This window comes from Paenibacillus sp. 01T431, from assembly GCF_056398625.1.
Genome location: NZ_JBFTPT010000016.1, coordinates 23696 through 40255 on the forward strand (window position 1 = coordinate 23696; position 16560 = coordinate 40255).

Genomic DNA, 16560 nt, shown 5'->3' on the forward strand with positions numbered 1-16560 from the left:
CTGAATTGTACAGAATACGGGGGATTTTCTTTTTAGCTAGCTCTCCTCCACCTCCATAAGATATATCCGTTCCTTAAAGCTTCCGCGCTTTTCAGCCTTCTCCACACGAATTTGCTCCAGCTTCTCAATCGTTATGTCGTGGAATTCAGCAAGCGCATGAAGCAGCTCCATAATATCCGCCAGCTCCTCGACCGATTCCGTTTTAGAGTCTGCTTCAAGGTATTCATTCGTCTCTTCTACCAGCTTCGTACGCAGCTCTTTCAGATACTCTTCGTTCTCAAGTATTCTCGTAGTGAACGTTTTGCCTTGCTGCTTTATGATTTCTGGAATCCGATCGCGGACTAATTTATTATAAATGGGCATAGCTTGCCTCCTTGTCATATTAACTTTCTTAGCCTGCTTGGCTGTAAAGCTTCCTAAAAGAATTATACAAGAAAAAACGGCGACCATAATCGGTCGCCGTTCTTCTTTTTTGAGCGAACAACATCATTTAAAAGCTTTCCGTTTAAACAAAAGGTACATAAAGAACGGAGCGCCTATACCTGCGGTAAAGACGCCGGCTGGTATATCAAGCGGTTGGAAAAGCGTTCTCCCCGCCAGATCAGCCAATAGCAAAATCATCGCACCCAGAAGAGCGGATACTGGGATTACTAGTTTATAAGAATGGCCGATAAGCTTTCTAGCCATATGTGGCGCCAATAATCCTAAAAAGGAAATAGTTCCAGCAATTCCGACCGCTGCCCCTGCAAGCGCTACGCTATAGAACAGCAGGATCATGCGGCTTAATTGAAGTCGGCTGCCTAGTCCGATGGCTGTTGCTTCACCTAAGGATTGTACGTTCAGCTCTTTTGCATAGAGAATGGATAATGGAATGAAGATGGCGACCCAAGGCCACAACACCTCAATATACTTCCAACTCGTCCCGTAGATGCTTCCGGTCATCCAGTTCAGCACTTGCGCAGCCAAATAGGCTGGTCCGCTAATAAGCAGAAATATCGTAAGTGCCCCCATAGCAGTCGATATGCCAATACCAATAAGCACGAGCCTGAACGGTGAAACCCCATTTTTCCAAGCTAGCGAATAGTTTAGAGCAGCAATAACGAAGGCCCCCGCGACAGCTATAAAAGGAATCCAGTGAACACTGTATCCTGTGAATAGCGTCATAAAAGCTACAACCGCAACTGACGCCCCTCCGGTCACACCCAGCAAATCTGGTGATGCAAGCGGATTCCGTATCACGCCTTGAAGCACAGCACCAGCAACCGCCAAGGCAGCGCCGACTAAAACAGCTGCCACAATTCGCGGCATACGAAACTGCATAATAATTAAGTCGCTGCCCTCTTTATTTTTACCCAGCAGTGAAAGGAAGATTTCCTTAACAGGAATGCTTACACCGCCTATGGATAAACAAAGAATAGACAAAGCAATCAGTGCGATGCTTAATATAGCGAGTATTAAGATAGATTTCCCTATTCCTCTATGCATGTTTACTCCTTCTCGCCACATAAATCAAGAAAGGAACACCAATAAGCGCAGTAGCGACACCTACAGGCACCTCCTTGGGCATAAGGATAAACCGTGAAGCAATATCAGCAAATACGAGGATAATTGCTCCTACCAGCCCACAATAGGGCAATAGCCAGCGATAGTCATTTCCAAATATGTATCTGCAAAGATGAGGCACAATTAATCCAATGAACGCAATTGGCCCCGCCACCGCTACCGAGCTTCCTGCTAGAAGTACAACAGCAAGGACAGATACAACCCGTATAAGCATCATTCGCTGGCCAAGGCCTTTGGCACTATCATCGCCCAAAGCCATAACGTTTAAAGAGCCTGCCAATAGCAGCGCTAGGACCCATCCTAGCAGCATATACGGAAACACAATAGTTAGATGAGTTAATTGTCTCCCAGATACAGAGCCAACCATCCAAAACAATGCAGAATCAAGAGATTCTTTATTTATCAGCATAATGCCTGAGGATAGAGAGGATGCAAATGCAGCTACAGAAGCTCCGGCCAACGTAAGCTTAATCGGCTCAAACCCGCTTCTGCCCTGCATTCCCAGTGTAAAAACAAGCAAAGAAGTAGTGGCTGCGCCTGCTAAAGCAATCCAAACCATTCCGTTCATGGTTAGTGAGGAGCCCAGCATAGCCAAGCTGACAACAATAAATAGAACAGCGCCTGAATTGATGCCAAATATAGATGGAGAAGCTAACGGATTTTTGGTTAACACTTGCATGATTGCACCCGCAATAGCAAGACTCGCCCCTACTGCTGCCGCAATTAATGCTCGAGGAACTCGCGTATTTCTAATAATTAAATGTGCATCCGAACCATCAAATTGCGTATAGGCACGCCATAAATCTTTTAATTCGAATAGATGGATGCCATATAGAATACTAACGAGCATACCGATGAGCAGCAACACCGCGCCTGCCCCCAGGCTCACCAGCTTTTTTTTGCGGCTATGGAGCCTTAATGCCATGTTAACTTCACCCCTTTCATCAAAAACAAGCTGACGTCTGATAGTCACGACGTCAGCTTGCTGACTAACAATGCTAAGCTACTTTACATCAAAATAGGCAACAATCTCATCGAGCAATAAATTTGCAGCCTTGTAGCCTCCAGCAGAATTCCAAATCGCTTCATCTACTTTTATTACCTTGTTGTTTTGCACGACATTTAGTTTTTTGAATAATGGATCGTTCATCCACTCCTCTACCACCTTGGATGCATCTGTCTTCCCTGCTGCCTCCGTGACGAAGTAGAATAATACATCCCCATCCATGCTTGGAATCGTTTCTTTGGACATCACTTCAATAAATGAATCCTTATCCTGTGACTCAGGCCGTGCAAATCCTAAATCATTTAAGAGTACGCCCGAGAAGGTTTGCTTCTGATAGATTCGTACCTGAGAAGCAGAGAAGCGAGCAACCGAAATTTTGGTATCGGCCTTGGTGCCTAGCTTCGCTTTCACTTCAGCAACACGCTTGTCGAAATCAGCCATCGCCTTTTCGCCCTCTTCCGTCTTATCCACGGCTTCCATATAAAGCTTAAAGTTGATTTTCCAATCTCCAACCAAGTCCTCTGCGAATACGGTCGGCGCGATTTGGCTTAGCTGATCATATATTTTTTCCTGTCTCACCTTGTTCCCGATTATTAGATCTGGCTTCAGGCTCGCGATCATTTCAATATTCGGCTGAAGTTCATCGCCTACAACGGTAACGTCCTGCATCTCATCTTTGATATGGTCGTACCAAGGGTCGCCAATCCAAGATTGCACCGCGCCGATCGGTTTAATGCCAACGGCAAGAAGCGCTTCCGTTCCTTCGTTTGTAAGTATGACAACACGCTCAGGCGCGCCAGTTATCGTTGCTTCCCCCATCGCATGTTTTACTACGCGGGTAACATTTGCTGGTGTGGAGTCGGTTGCAGCTGCTTCAGACACATTAGTGGTTGGTGCAGACGATCCTCCATTTGTTGAACTCGTATTTGACGTACCCGCAGAGCAGGCGCTGAGAAATAAAACAAAGCAAAGCAATAATGATGCAGCCATTGGTGTTCTTGATCCTCTATACATTTTGAATATTCCCACTTTCTTGTATTGATAATGATTTTCATAACCATTACCACTATAACGCCTGATTCTGCGTGGGACAATTGTATATCTTGAACGATCCACAGGATTATTTTGAACCTTTGCTTTAAATTGACCAAGCGACATGCCTACATGTTTTTTGAACATGCGATTGAAATAACTGTCATCTGAGAAACCTACGCTCTCGGCTATTTCTTGCAGCGTTGCATCTGTATTTTGCAAAAGTTCCTTAGCTTTGTCGATTCGAACAGCAATCAAATACTCAATGGGACTTTTACCTGTCGCATGCTTGAATTTTCTTGATAAGTAACTGACGCTGCAATCCAGCAGCTCTGCAAGCTCGTCCAATGTCACTCGGTCTGAAGAGTGCTCATGAATATAACGAACCACCTGTGACACGAGGTCCACCTTTTGGGTCTTCACGTTTTGGCTGCTCATTTGACTTAAAAGCTCATAGGCAAATTGATAGAATAGCATTTTTATATGTAATTTCTCCAACAGTTCTGGCTCACGCCATTCCTTGCTCATTAGCTCAACACTATGATATAAGGGGATCGGATAATGAGGTACAAAGCTATATTGCAGTTGGAATGGGTTCTCCGTCTCCATTAGCTTCATTAAAGGTTGGCGAGAAGGCAAAGAGAGAATAGCTTTATAAAAAATCATATAATATTCAAAAGCATCATGAGCGGTAATATCAAGGCACATTCCTTTGCCGCCATGCAAAACATGAAATCGATTCACCATGTGCATCGTTCCATCCGACCACATCTGCGCACTGCCGCGAATCGCATAAAAAAAAGCGCTGGTTGGCAAGCGATACGATCGCAGCTCCTCGCCTGGTTCCATGACCGTATGGCGTATATCCATCACTTTGATCGAAGCATGATTCCATAACATTAGGTGATCACTCATTTTCATCGTGTCGGATCACTCCCTTCTCCCTGTGAAAGCATTACATATAAACATTCATTATCATTATAAATGATAACGATTATCATTTGCAATGTCTGACAGCGTAAATCATGACATTATTTTCAGCAAAGAATCTACTATTGGCTCCAATTTGCGTTTATTTTACTTTTCGCCGTATATGATGCATCAATGGCATAACATTTCTACATATTCAACAGACCATACGTATCGCGCAGCATTCTAGCAAATTTTGTTCCAATATGTATTTTCTTCATATATACTATTCTTCTTAAGCTATTGCGGACAGGAAGAGAAACGGAGAGGAACAAGTATCATGTCTAAGAAAAGTATCGTTAATCCATTCACTCTGCTCTCCCGTCAATTTCAATCCGATCGAACGGAATATAGCAAAATATTTTATTTATTCGGTTATCTGTTTTTCATCGTCGCTGCTTCTACTATCAGTCGAACAGCAGCAGATACTTTATTTCTCAGCAGATACGACGCATCCGTCTTATCGTATATGTATTTGCCCCAAGCAGCCACCCTTCTCTTAACCGGATTTATATACCAAAAGCTATGCGGACGCTTCCGCACCGATCAACTCGTTGTTAGAGTTATAATCATTGCTTCTATGCTCGCGCTTCTTTCGCGACTCGCTGTCGGGATTGGCTTTAGCTGGATTTTTCCCGTCATTTACGTCGGATACGATGTACTAAACTTTCTGATGATCGTCTGCTTCTGGCAGTTCGCGACCTCCATTATGGATCAGCGCAAAGCGAAACGCATGATTGGTTTTGTAGGAAGCGGTGGACTCGTTGGCGGTATTGTGAGCGGCTTTGGTCTAAAGCTGCTGGTGCAGCCGTTAGGAACCGAAAATTTAATCTTCATCTATGCTGCTGCACAGCTGCTTTGCCTGCTATTTGTCCTTAAGCTTCTGCGAGGAGTGCCAAATCCTGCCGAGTTTTTCGCGATTAAAACTACTATTAAAAAATTATCTAAAGCACAAACGCGAGCCGTTGAAGAGAAACAAGGCTTATTCCAAAGCGTACCTCATCTTAAATATGTGGCGATCATGGCCGGTACGCTCACAATCTCGCTTACGCTTATTGATTATCAATTCAAAGTTATTCTTCGCGGCACCTTGCAAAATGAAGAGCTCGCCAGCTTTATGGGCAGCTTTTATGGATTTGCGGGATTGCTCGCGCTAGTTGTTCAATTATTCATTTCCGGCAAAATGATAACCCGCTACGGTGTCATGACTGCCATTCTTGTTTTTCCGATCGTCTTGTTTACAGGAAGCTTCGCTCTCCTCTTCATGCCTGTGCTTGCTATTGCAACTGCAGTTAAAGCAAGCGATAAGGTGCTTGGCGATACGATATACTCCTCCGTAAGTCAGCTCATTATGTTTCCCGTTGCTCCCGAATGGCGCGGCAGAGCCAAAGGTTTCCTCGATGGCATCGTACGAAATGGTGCCAAAGGAATCGCGGCAATCAGTCTTATTGTGCTTTCGCAATGGTTCGCGATTGAGCAATTCAGTTATTTTATTCTTGCGTTGATTGGCTGCTGTATAGTTGCGGCGATAAAAATTAAGAAAAACTATTTAAGCATGCTTTTATCAACTCTGCAATCGAAAAGCATGGACCTGCAAGATGAGCCGGATTTCGTAGATCCTGCGAGCATTCAAATTTTAGCGTCAGCGCTGCATAGGCACGACAAGCAGCAGGCTTTATATGCTTTTGCGATTCTTAGCGGCATTCAAGAGTTTGATATGAATGAGCAGATCACGCCTCTACTGCAGCATCCCGTTCAGGAGCTGCAGATCGAAGCGTTAAAATACCTTCAATTAAGCACGCCTGCCCTTGGTGAAAAGAAGCTTGAAGCCCATCTTTCTTCATCATCAGTTACCATTCGCGCCCATGCCATCCTTGCCTTATCTGCCTATGCGCTGGAAGAGCAATTAGATCGCATTACTGCCTATCTGCATGATGAGGATGTTCATATACGAGCAGCAGCCATCGTCGGATTAATTAAATATTATGGCATAGAAGGCATGTTCCAAGCCGTCGGCGTATTAAAGGAGCTGCTCAAAAATGGACAGGAAGAAGAGCGTATTGCCATGGCAGGCCTGTTCGGACAAATTGGCATTGCCAGCTTTTACAAACCGTTGATTCCGATGTTCGAGGACTCCTCCCATCTCGTTCGTATACGGGCATTGGAGTCTGCTTCCACATTGCGAGTACCCGAGCTGGTTCAGTTCATTATTCCGCTTCTTGATGATAGCAAGGTCAGGCTTCAAGCTACTGCTGCATTAACAAGCTATGATGAGGCCATTATCATTCCTATACTTGAAAGCCGCATGACTGCGAAAGAGCTTAACCTTCATTTGCCACGCGTATTAGAGGAAATTGGAACACAAGCTGCACTTGATGCCTTATTGAGGCATTATCTGCTCTTTTCCAGCGAGCTTAGGGAGAAAACACTTGAGTCTGCAACTCGGATTCATGCTGGAACCAATCAAGTTGACAAAAAACATGCTGAGCATTTGATCGATCAGGAGATTTCCTATTATTTTAAATGGGTGGAGCAACTTGCACTTATCGGTAATACAGATCGTATGAGTGATCTAGCTGAGGCGATTGAACAGATGCGGGTTCGTCATGTAAAAAGGATTTTTCAGCTGCTGTCCTTTCTTTATGACTCAAGGTCCATTCACGCTGTGTATGCCAATTGGCAGGATGGCAACGCTAGGCAGCAGGCTAATGCCATTGAAGTAATTGACCAGCTGCTTAAAGGGAAATTGCGGACTGACATGACAAAAATCATTTCATCGTCTCCCACTCCCGGAGAAGAAGCTCCCTCTGAATTGCATGTTAAAGAAGCAATACAGTGGTTTTATGATCAAAACGATCCCTGGATTAATCTAAATATTGATTATTTAACACAATCAGACGATAAGCTTGAGCAGGATTCACTTATGAAACAAATTCATTTGCTCAAACGTGTAGCGTTGTTCGCTGGTTTAACAGGTCGTGATTTCTTCAACATCGCGATGCGCCTGCAAAAGGTATGGATAAGAAAAGGAGTCGAAATTGTTCGCGAAGGAGATCCTGGTGACTCTCTCTATCTTATTGAACAAGGCCGTACAGGCATTTATATCCATGGCCACAAAATTAATGAGCTCAGCGCTTACGATTATTTTGGCGAGATAAGCGTCATCACACAAAGAGTTCGCTCTGCAACCGTTATAGCGGAAGAGGATGTCGTCCTATACGAGCTGACTTCGAGTACATTTTACGAAATGATTTTTGATCGAACCGAAATTGCTATGGAGCTGATGAAGCAGTTGTCGCTGCGATTGCGCAACACCAATGAGAAGGTTTCAAGAGCCGTTCTGGATGCTGCTATAGAAGAAGCCGTTGTCGAGGATCATGCTCTTGCGTCAATTGAAGCTGAAGACCGAAACGAGACGATTATTAGGCGTATTCTAGTCCTGCAGAAGATTAGCCTTTTTGCCCACTGCTCACAAGAAGATTTTATAAAGCTTGCTCGAATGGTGGAAGAATCCGTGTATGAGCCCGGTGAGAGAATTTGTGGCATTGGTGAGGATGGTGACACCATGTACGGAATTATTGAGGGGAAAGTGCAAGTGCACAAAGGATCTGAGCAGCTTGCAACACTCGAGGTCGGGCAATGCTTTGGTGAGATGGCCATCATCGACGGACAGCCGCGTTCCGCCGATTGTACAGCCATTAGCCGCACCATCTTGCTGGAGCTGACTAGAGAGCAGGTATTTGCTTTTTGCTTCCAAAAAATTCATGTTTTAAAAGGCTTAATGCGCGTGTTGGTTGAGAGAACGCAGGATACAGAGCGGTTGGTCTGAGTTTATTTTCCAAAAAAACGATAAGAATACTAGACCAAAGTCGAGCACGCTATCCAGTCTTTGGATCAATGCTTAAGTAGAATGATCCCTCTATACTGAAGGAAGTGTTGGTATGAGAGGGGTTTAAACATGCAAAAACAAAGTGCCTTAAAAGCTTGGGCCATGCTTCTAATGTCGCTTCCGAAAGGAATCATAGCATTTGTAATAGCTGTTACAGGTTTATCAGTAAGCTTGCCGCTGATCATCTTGTGGGTTGGGTTGCCCATGTTGTGGGCGACACTTGCAGCGTGTCGCTGGATGATGGTCAAGGAACAGCAATCTACTCTAGCTTGGTATCGAGGTAGTTCCCAATCGCTTGATCGGGTAGACGATCAACTATCCCTTAGCTGGGAAGGCTCGCGGTCATTGTTTCGTCTTCTTGGAAAAGGTCAAACCTACCAAGGTATTCTGTACAGCCTATTGCAGCTTCCGATTGGTATTACCGGGTTTACATTAGGGATTGTCCTGCCGGTTACCGCCTATGCAGTCATGCTTTCCCCATTTGCCTATAAGGTGAGTGCAGATTTCTTCAACTTTGATCTATTTCAGTCCACCTGGACCTTCTTTCCTTTTTACGCAGAGATTACTTCTGCTCAGCGCTCTTGGATAGCTGGCGGGATCGGCTTAGTGCTCGTATTTGTGCAGCCGATGTTATTGCGAGCGCTAGGACGTATGTATGCCGCATATATTCAGATGATTTCGAAGTCCATTTAGCCTCTACGTTACATCATACAAACAAACCCAGCACCTTTATTAGCACATTATCACGATGTCAATTGCGGTGCTGGAACAGCTATTTTTTACGAATGCTGCATACTCGAAATAACGGACATAGATGCCGTTATTCTCAACAACCACAAGCTTAAAACGGTTCTAGGCATTCTTAGGCTTGCACCTAACGGACATAGGTTCCGTTATTTCCAATAATTACGTCTAATCTGGATTTTAACGGACATAGGATCCGTTATTCTAGTAAAAAGACAATAAATTCAAGCACTTTAGCCCAAATAGCGGAACATATGTCCGTTAGCTCTACAAAAACAGCCGATTCTACACAAATAAGCGCTCTGGTGTCCGTTACGCTCAAGCAGGTCTGCTTCATCCATCCACTTAGCAGCATTCTACAACGAATCATTTGCCACACACACAACATCCGCGCTGCTCCCGGCCCAAACACACCACCATTATTGTTCCACAACTAATTGTCCACTAACTACACACAACCCGCTAGCACAATTCCACACATGAGCGTCCGCTACAAACACACCACCATTGCCGTTCCACTCTTAATAGTCCACTACATACAACCCGCAAGCACAATTCCGCACATGAGCGTCCGCTATAAGCATACACAATTACTGTTCCACAACCAATTGTCCACTACACACAACCCGCGAGCATAGTTCCGCACATAAGCGTCCGCTATAAGCACACCACCATTACTGTTCTACAACCAATTGTCCACTACACACAACCCGCGAGCACAATTCCACACATGAGCGTCCGTTACAAACATACCACCATTACCGTTTCACACCCACTAGTCCACTACAGACTACCCGCTATCAAAGTTCCGCACATGAGCGTCCGACATTCATTCATTTAATCATTCACTTACTGAATTACTGACTTACTAACTATCTACTCACCGCCAACACCGCTCCATAAACAACATTCCACCTCGCAAGCACCACCCGCTCTCTCCCCCTTTTTATCTTGTTCATTCCACCCACCTCCTCCCCCATTCGCACCGCATAACCCATCACACAAAAAAAAGCCCGCAGAAGACTCTGCGGGCCAAGATCTTTATTTTTTAGAAACGGATTGGAACCACTCATTAACTTCTTTCGTGATTTGGTCTCCGCCATTTGCTTTCCAGCTGGATACAAACTCATCGAAAGCATCAACCGGCAATTTGCCGTAGATGATTTTGTTGAACGTTTCCATCTCGGATTGACGTAGCAAATTCCATTTCGAAACCATTGTTTCTGTTGCTGCACCTGTAAAGTAGTTTTGTTTGCGAATATCCTTTTGATCCATAACGACTTTTGCTGCATACCAGTTTTCAGGTTTGCGGAATTCAGCCGTTTGTTTCTCGTAAGGTGTTTCCGGAGCAGCTCCGTCAGCAAGCTTAACCAAAGTTGTCATAAATAGATCAGGAATACGAGCCGGACCTGTAATGAACGGGAATTCGTTCGTAAATCCAGGGATTTTATCCTTGTTGCTCGTTGGTTGACCGTCTACGATATCCCAGTCATAGCCTTGAGCAAAGCCATGCTCATATTTGCTTCCAACCGTAGGATTCGCTAGGTTTTCAAGCAAGTAGTTGTAGTACAAGAAAATAGCTTCCGGATGCTTCGCATCCTTGTTGATCATAATACTAGCGTTTACGCCAGAGTTCTGCCATTTTGTACCCATGTAACCGTCCGGACCTGCAGGTACCGGGTAAGCTTTATATTTGGAGCCTGGTACGTTTTTCAACAAATCTGGAGCCGGCCAATCTGGTACCCAGTTTGCGCCTGGCAAGATGCCTGCTGCGCCTTTTGTCCAGCTTTCTGCTGACTTGCCTTCATCCCACAAAGCGGAGTCTGCATGGATATAACCTTTGTTCATCCATTCTTGAAGCTTCGCAAGTGCTGCTTTTGCTCCTGGATTTACGGAACCGTATTCAAGATTTCCGTCTTTATCTTTGTTCCATTGCTCTTGAACAGAACCGTAAGCACCGAATAACCAATCAAGTCCGCCCATCCAAGTGTTCGTAGCGCCTTTCAAAGAAATCGCTAGTGGATAAACATCTTTTGGCGCTAGGCCGTCAGGGTTTTCGTTTTTGAATTTGTCCATAATGACTTCTAGATCTGCAATTGTTTTTGGAGCCTCTAGTTTCAGCTTCTCCATCCAATCTTCACGAAGCCAAAGCAGCGTGTTGTCATTGTTCGTGTACTCCATCAATGGCACATTGTATTTCTTGCCGTCTCTTGTGAAGGGATACCAAAGCTCAGGGTTTTTCTCAGCATGGTCCTTCCAAACTTTTGTTGCGTACTTGTCAAACAGCTCATCAATTGCAATAAATTGACCAGAATCGATAAGTTGGTTAGTCAATACAGCGTTTGTTGGTACCTTTACAAAATCCGGAAGCTTCTCGCCTGAAGAAATAGCAAGTTGAAGCTTTTGTCTGTATTGATCATCACTTGCTGGATACCAAGTATCCTTATGTTTAATACCAAGTGTTTCAAGCATCCAACGATCGTGGACGTTGTTTTCCTTCGTATCGCCTTTACCGCCATAGTTCTTAATCGGCATCAATACGGTGCTGATTTCAATCGGTGGATCGTATTTGCCAGCGGCGAATGCGCTATCAGCTGTACTAGTACTAGTATTCGTTGAACCTGACTCTTCTTTGTTTACGTTCTTGCCGGTATTACCGCTGCAAGCTGTAACGAAAACGAGTCCCAAAGCTGCAAGTAGAAGCCCTGCTTTTTTGAATTTAGCCATTTTTCTTTTCCCCCTACGGTGTAAGATCCTTACATGAGTAACTTTAACAATTTGTACGGGGGGGTATCTATAGGACATTGTTAGTTTCCATAGGACTCTGTTAGGCTATTGATTGCCGTCCCTATATTCCTGCGGTGTTACACCATACTGGCGTTTGAACACTTTGATAAAATAAGCCGGGTCCAAATAGCCGATTTCCATGCTAATTTCATAAATCTTTTTGCTAGTCGTTTTCAGCTTATGGCAGGCTCGTTCCATGCGCAGACGTGATATATAATCACTTATGCCTTCACCCGTCTCAATCTTATATATTTTGGACAGATGGGTAGGATGCAAATTCACATGGTCAGCGAGCGCTCGCAAAGAAACGTCTTCGTGAAGATGCTCCTCCGCGAAATTTTGAATCTTCTTCACATAAGAAGAACGTATATCTTTAATTTCACTTGAGGTGCCGTCCTTCAGCTTCGAAAGCACGTTAAGCGACCATTTGCGCAGCTTGCTGATCGATGTAAAAGCTTCTCCGCTTTGCAAAGGCTCCATATCTGCCCCTAGCAGCTTGACCAGCGTATGCCCGTTCCGATGTGCCAGCTGTGTGAACGAGGAGGCGATCAAAAATCCAGCCTCCATGCAATGCTCCCATGAGTCGGACCATCTCTCGTCGAGCTCCGCGCAAACGCTTACCAGCTTATCCTCCGCAGCCTCCCAGCGCCCTGCCTCTAATAAGCTAATCAGAGACGGCGGCATATAAAGAGCGTCCAACGGACCATGCGATACGCTTGGCTCCATATCGCCAACCCGCATAACAAATTCTCGCTCGTCCCCTACGATTTGCCTAAAGTAAGCAAACGATTTGCGATAATTATCCTGAAGCTGTTCAGGAAACTTGAAAGATTCTGATAGTACGATGGATAAGGAGCCTTTCAAAAATTGTTTTACTTTATGCTGAAGCTGAATCGCAAGCTTCTCCAAAATCTTCTCTTTTCCAGGGATTGAACCCTTATCCTTCAGTTGAAGCAAAAACACTAAATAACCATGCTCCTCCTTTACTCCCCATACTTCAGAAAATTCACTGAAGATCTCTTCCGCCATATTGATAATGGCATATTCCATCAGCTGTTGACCGTTACTTGTATATTGCCCAAATTCCTCTTCCATACGTACAAGCAGCAGTGTGCAATCTCCATAACTGAACGGCAAGCCATAGCTTTCAAGCTTTCGAGTCCATTCATCCGCAGACATTCGGTAGCCTTTTAACGCATCAATCAGCAACTGACCGCGCAGCAGCGGCAGATTCTCCCTCAGCGTGTACTCTGTCCGCTCTTGCGAGCTGACCGCTTCCCATTCCGCTTGCAATTGGTCAATCGCAGTCTTAACCGCGCTGAACAGTTCGTTATCCGTTGGCGGCTTTAGCAAATAATCTACCGTTTGATTTTGGACCGCTTTTTTGGCAAATTCAAAATCCGAATGTCCTGATAAAATAATACATTTCATTCTTTTATCGCGTTCCCGTATTTTCTCTATGAGTTCAAGCCCCGTCATTTCGGGCATTAAAATATCGGATATGACAATATCAATGGGATTCGTTTCTATAATTTGAAGCGCCTCATGTGCAGAGTAAGCTTTATGAACCTGCTCAATACCAAGAGTATGCCAAGGCTTGTGCATCGATAAATTCTCTACCCAGTGTGCTTCATCATCTACGATTATCATCTGCATGTTGTGTATCTCCTTGTAAAGTAGGATAAGGTCTCTGTTCTTCTCCAGATGCTGTTTCCCATACGATTTCTGTCCGAAATCCTCCTAATGGCGATTTTTTGAAGCATAAATAAGATTTATCGCCAAATTGATGAATGATACGCTGATTCGTATTCCAAAGTCCGCAGCCCATTTCCTCTTTCAATGGCTCACTCATTTTTGTATTCAACGCTTCAAGCACACTTGGCTCAAGCTCCGGGCCATCGTCATCGATATATATTTTGCATAACCCGTCTGACATCTCGCCGGTAATTCGAATTTCTCCAGATGTATAGGATTTCCCTATACCATGAATGACCGCATTTTCTACGATAGGCTGAAGCATAAGCGGCGGTATGCGCTGCTTCAGCATTTCTGCTGGGATATCTATTGTATAATCAATTCTGCCGTTGCGCAGCTTCTGAATGTCCAAATAATTAATGAGTAATTTAATTTCTTCATCCAGCGCGGCGGTTTGTCTCTCCGTTCGAGTCGTATAGCGATAATAGGCGCTTAAATTGTATGCCATCGACACAACCGCTTCCTGTTCTTTCATCTGTGCCATATTAATTATATAGCCCAAACAGTTATATAGAAAATGCGGATTAATTTGAGCCTGTAATTGCTTCAATGTCGCTTCCCTTGACCGAATTTTTTCATTCAGTACATTTTCAATTAAATCTTGGATTTGTCGTGACATATCGTTAAAACGGTAAAATAAAAATGAAAATTCATTATTTACGCTTGAGCTGATCCGAAACGAGAAATCCCCCCGCTGTACGCTTTGCAAACCTTTAATCAATTGCCTGATCGGCCGCTGCACATTACGGTAAAGCAGGATGGAAGCAGATATGCCCACAACAAATAACAAAATCATCGAAACATAAAACAAATTGCGAGTGATCGATATCGGCTTCAATATTTGATCGAGCGGAACAACGTCAACCAAATGCCAGCCCAAATAAGTGGATTTAACCGAGCTCACCAAATAGTTCTCACCATGCAGCTTCACTACCTGCTGTGTTGTGTCTTCCAGCGACTGCTCGTCCAAGTAGGAAACCAACTCTCCTGAAAGCTGTTGATCCGCACTGCGGTTCGTAATCGGAGCGTCACCTTTATGATAAAAAATCGGATCACCCTGTCCGCCTGATTTATAGGTGTCCAGCATGTTTTGGATATTTTCATAACTGAAGCTCGCTTCAATGACCAGATTGCTTCCATTCAGTTTACCTTGCTGGCCATATGATTCGGTATAAAACCAATGAAAGTAACTGGGCTCATTATCGGCCTTAGCTTCGCCATTGCCATAGGTCCATTTCCCGCTCATGTTTCGCTTTAAAAATTCCTCATCGTACTCAGCAGGATTGTTGTAATTTGATATCAACTCTTTGTTTTGTTGCGAGTATACGGTGTATCTGACTGGCCATATGTTAATGACGCCTGATTGCAGTGCCATCTTCTCTTGAACGATAAACCTAGTCTGCATGCGGTCATAACGATCTTCCCATATTTTAAGCCCATTAAATCTCTGCACATTCGGATCTTTCGAGAATGTATTGGAGAAATCGACCATCTGATTAATCCGCGAGTCAATTTGACTGGACAAAAAGGACAACTGTCTCGTGTTCGATAGCTTAAGCTCCTTGCTGACAACGTTAAAGGCCACGTCGTTTGAATACGTATACATGATCACAATGGGGATGAACAAAATTAAGATCAACCCATTCATTTTAGAAAACAGACTAAACCGAGCACCCATCTTTCTTTTGACAAAAGCAAGACCGTTACTAATCTCCATCATTCATTCCTCCAGACGATATCCCCTAACAAAACCATATCAATCCTAACATTGTCCTATAGTCCAGTAAGAGAAATGCTTGTTACTATATATAGCAGGGTTTCTTATTATACACAAACCAATTTTATGGAACGGGGGATAGCTATGGAAGCAAACACAGAAAAGCAAGTGACTTTGGAGACCACACCACGAGCAAAAACAAAACACAAATATAAACAACCTTGGATGCTGCATTTCATGGTGCTGCCGGCGGTACTTTCGGTTTTCATCTTCTCCTATATACCGATGACAGGTATTATGATGGCATTTCAAGACTATAAAGCTTCACTTGGAATGATGGGCTCTCCATGGGTAGGCTTGAAGCATTTTGAATACATGTTTCAAAATGATTATTTCTTGCAAATTACGTGGAACACCCTATTTTTTGCTTGCTCCAAAATCGTGCTGAACTTAATCATTCCGTTCATTTTTGCTTTGCTTCTGAATGAAGTCAGGAACATGGGGCTCAAAAGATCCATCCAAACGCTCGTCTATCTGCCGCATTTCCTTTCCTGGGTCACGCTATCCGGAATTTTGATCGATATGCTCGCACAGACAGGAATTATTAATCAATTTATTAGCAATGTATTCGGCATTAAGCCGATTTTCTTTTTGGGCGATGGCGCCTGGTTCCGCTTCACCATTATTTTTAGTGATGTGTGGAAGGAATTTGGATTCAATACGATTATCTTCCTTGCAGCGCTTGCCGGTATTAATCCAGCACTTTATGAAGCTGCTGAAGTTGACGGTGCAGGCCGTATCAAGCAAACGACGCATATTACGATTCCATCTCTCATTCCAATTGCGATTGTAGTTGCAACCTTGGCGCTTGGTAACGTACTAAATGCAAACTTCGACCAAGTGTTCAACTTGTACAGTCCTTTGATTTATCAGCAGGGTGATATCATTGACACCTTTGTCTATCGTGAAGGTCTACTCAGCGGTCAATTCAGCTTTGCAACAGCAGTTAGCCTGTTTAAATCAGGGATCAGCTTGATTCTAATCGTAATTTCTTATCGTCTTGCTTATAAATTTGCCGGTTACCGAATCTTCTAGAAA

11 protein-coding genes are annotated in these 16560 nt (G+C 44.0%); 3 read left to right on the forward strand and 8 right to left on the reverse strand.

Features of this window, described 5'->3' with window-relative positions:
- Positions 1-36 precede the first annotated feature (36 nt).
- The 4 genes from AC1DM9_RS26080 to AC1DM9_RS26095 form a co-directional block, all read right to left on the reverse strand.
- A complete protein-coding gene (locus AC1DM9_RS26080) occupies positions 37-363 on the reverse strand; it encodes a pyrophosphohydrolase domain-containing protein (protein ID WP_441884227.1) in 327 nt (108 codons plus the stop codon).
- Between the two features lie 123 nt (positions 364-486).
- Positions 487-1485 carry a FecCD family ABC transporter permease gene (locus AC1DM9_RS26085; protein ID WP_477583002.1) on the reverse strand — a complete coding sequence of 333 codons (999 nt, stop codon included), beginning with the start codon at positions 1483-1485 and terminating at the stop codon, positions 487-489.
- Positions 1478-2488 (reverse strand): FecCD family ABC transporter permease, encoded by a 1011-nt coding sequence (locus tag AC1DM9_RS26090; RefSeq protein WP_477583004.1) that lies wholly within the window; start codon positions 2486-2488, stop codon positions 1478-1480. The genes AC1DM9_RS26085 and AC1DM9_RS26090 overlap by 8 nt, the downstream gene beginning before the upstream one ends.
- 78 nt (positions 2489-2566) lie before the next feature.
- Positions 2567-4522, reverse strand: coding sequence for an ABC transporter substrate-binding protein (locus tag AC1DM9_RS26095; RefSeq protein WP_477583006.1), 1956 nt, complete (start codon positions 4520-4522; stop codon positions 2567-2569).
- Positions 4523-4850: 328 nt separating this feature from the next.
- On the opposite strand from AC1DM9_RS26095, the gene AC1DM9_RS26100 reads away from it, so the two are divergent.
- Together AC1DM9_RS26100 and AC1DM9_RS26105 are read left to right on the forward strand one after the other, a co-directional pair.
- On the forward strand, positions 4851-8399 hold the full coding sequence (locus AC1DM9_RS26100) for an Npt1/Npt2 family nucleotide transporter (RefSeq protein ID WP_477583008.1): 3549 nt from the start codon (positions 4851-4853) through the stop codon (positions 8397-8399).
- A gap of 129 nt (positions 8400-8528) precedes the next feature.
- On the forward strand, positions 8529-9152 hold the full coding sequence (locus AC1DM9_RS26105; protein ID WP_477583010.1) for a sensor domain-containing protein: 624 nt from the start codon (positions 8529-8531) through the stop codon (positions 9150-9152).
- Between the two features lie 250 nt (positions 9153-9402).
- On the opposite strand, the gene AC1DM9_RS26110 is transcribed toward AC1DM9_RS26105, so the two are convergent.
- The 4 genes from AC1DM9_RS26110 to AC1DM9_RS26125 all read right to left on the reverse strand — a co-directional run bounded on the left by AC1DM9_RS26110 (position 9403) and on the right by AC1DM9_RS26125 (position 15465).
- Positions 9403-9591: a hypothetical protein gene (locus AC1DM9_RS26110; protein ID WP_477510496.1), complete on the reverse strand. Its 189-nt coding sequence runs from the start codon at positions 9589-9591 to the stop codon at positions 9403-9405.
- Positions 9592-10244: 653 nt separating this feature from the next.
- A complete protein-coding gene (locus AC1DM9_RS26115; RefSeq protein ID WP_339207061.1) occupies positions 10245-11930 on the reverse strand; it encodes a type 2 periplasmic-binding domain-containing protein in 1686 nt (561 codons plus the stop codon).
- A gap of 105 nt (positions 11931-12035) precedes the next feature.
- Positions 12036-13646 (reverse strand): response regulator transcription factor, encoded by a 1611-nt coding sequence (locus tag AC1DM9_RS26120; RefSeq protein WP_477510495.1) that lies wholly within the window; start codon positions 13644-13646, stop codon positions 12036-12038.
- On the reverse strand, positions 13624-15465 hold the full coding sequence (locus AC1DM9_RS26125) for a cache domain-containing sensor histidine kinase (protein ID WP_477510494.1): 1842 nt from the start codon (positions 15463-15465) through the stop codon (positions 13624-13626). The genes AC1DM9_RS26120 and AC1DM9_RS26125 overlap by 23 nt, the downstream gene beginning before the upstream one ends.
- A gap of 141 nt (positions 15466-15606) precedes the next feature.
- Here AC1DM9_RS26125 and AC1DM9_RS26130 point away from each other — a divergent pair, with 141 nt between their 5' ends.
- Positions 15607-16557, forward strand: coding sequence for an ABC transporter permease (locus AC1DM9_RS26130; RefSeq protein WP_339207058.1), 951 nt, complete (start codon positions 15607-15609; stop codon positions 16555-16557).
- The last annotated feature ends 3 nt before the right edge of the window (positions 16558-16560 follow it).

Excerpts from the sequence above, each read along its gene's own strand:
- AC1DM9_RS26080 (WP_441884227.1), bottom strand. The coding sequence starts at position 363 with ATGCCCATTTATAATAAATTAGTCCGCGATCGGATTCCAGAAATCATA.
- AC1DM9_RS26085 (WP_477583002.1), bottom strand. The coding sequence starts at position 1,485 with ATGCATAGAGGAATAGGGAAATCTATCTTAATACTCGCTATATTAAGC.
- AC1DM9_RS26090 (WP_477583004.1), bottom strand. The coding sequence starts at position 2,488 with ATGGCATTAAGGCTCCATAGCCGCAAAAAAAAGCTGGTGAGCCTGGGG.
- AC1DM9_RS26095 (WP_477583006.1), bottom strand. The coding sequence starts at position 4,522 with ATGAAAATGAGTGATCACCTAATGTTATGGAATCATGCTTCGATCAAA.
- AC1DM9_RS26100 (WP_477583008.1), top strand. The coding sequence starts at position 4,851 with ATGTCTAAGAAAAGTATCGTTAATCCATTCACTCTGCTCTCCCGTCAA.
- AC1DM9_RS26105 (WP_477583010.1), top strand. The coding sequence starts at position 8,529 with ATGCAAAAACAAAGTGCCTTAAAAGCTTGGGCCATGCTTCTAATGTCG.
- AC1DM9_RS26110 (WP_477510496.1), bottom strand. The coding sequence starts at position 9,591 with ATGTTGTGTGTGTGGCAAATGATTCGTTGTAGAATGCTGCTAAGTGGA.
- AC1DM9_RS26115 (WP_339207061.1), bottom strand. The coding sequence starts at position 11,930 with ATGGCTAAATTCAAAAAAGCAGGGCTTCTACTTGCAGCTTTGGGACTC.
- AC1DM9_RS26120 (WP_477510495.1), bottom strand. The coding sequence starts at position 13,646 with ATGCAGATGATAATCGTAGATGATGAAGCACACTGGGTAGAGAATTTA.
- AC1DM9_RS26125 (WP_477510494.1), bottom strand. The coding sequence starts at position 15,465 with ATGATGGAGATTAGTAACGGTCTTGCTTTTGTCAAAAGAAAGATGGGT.
- AC1DM9_RS26130 (WP_339207058.1), top strand. The coding sequence starts at position 15,607 with ATGGAAGCAAACACAGAAAAGCAAGTGACTTTGGAGACCACACCACGA.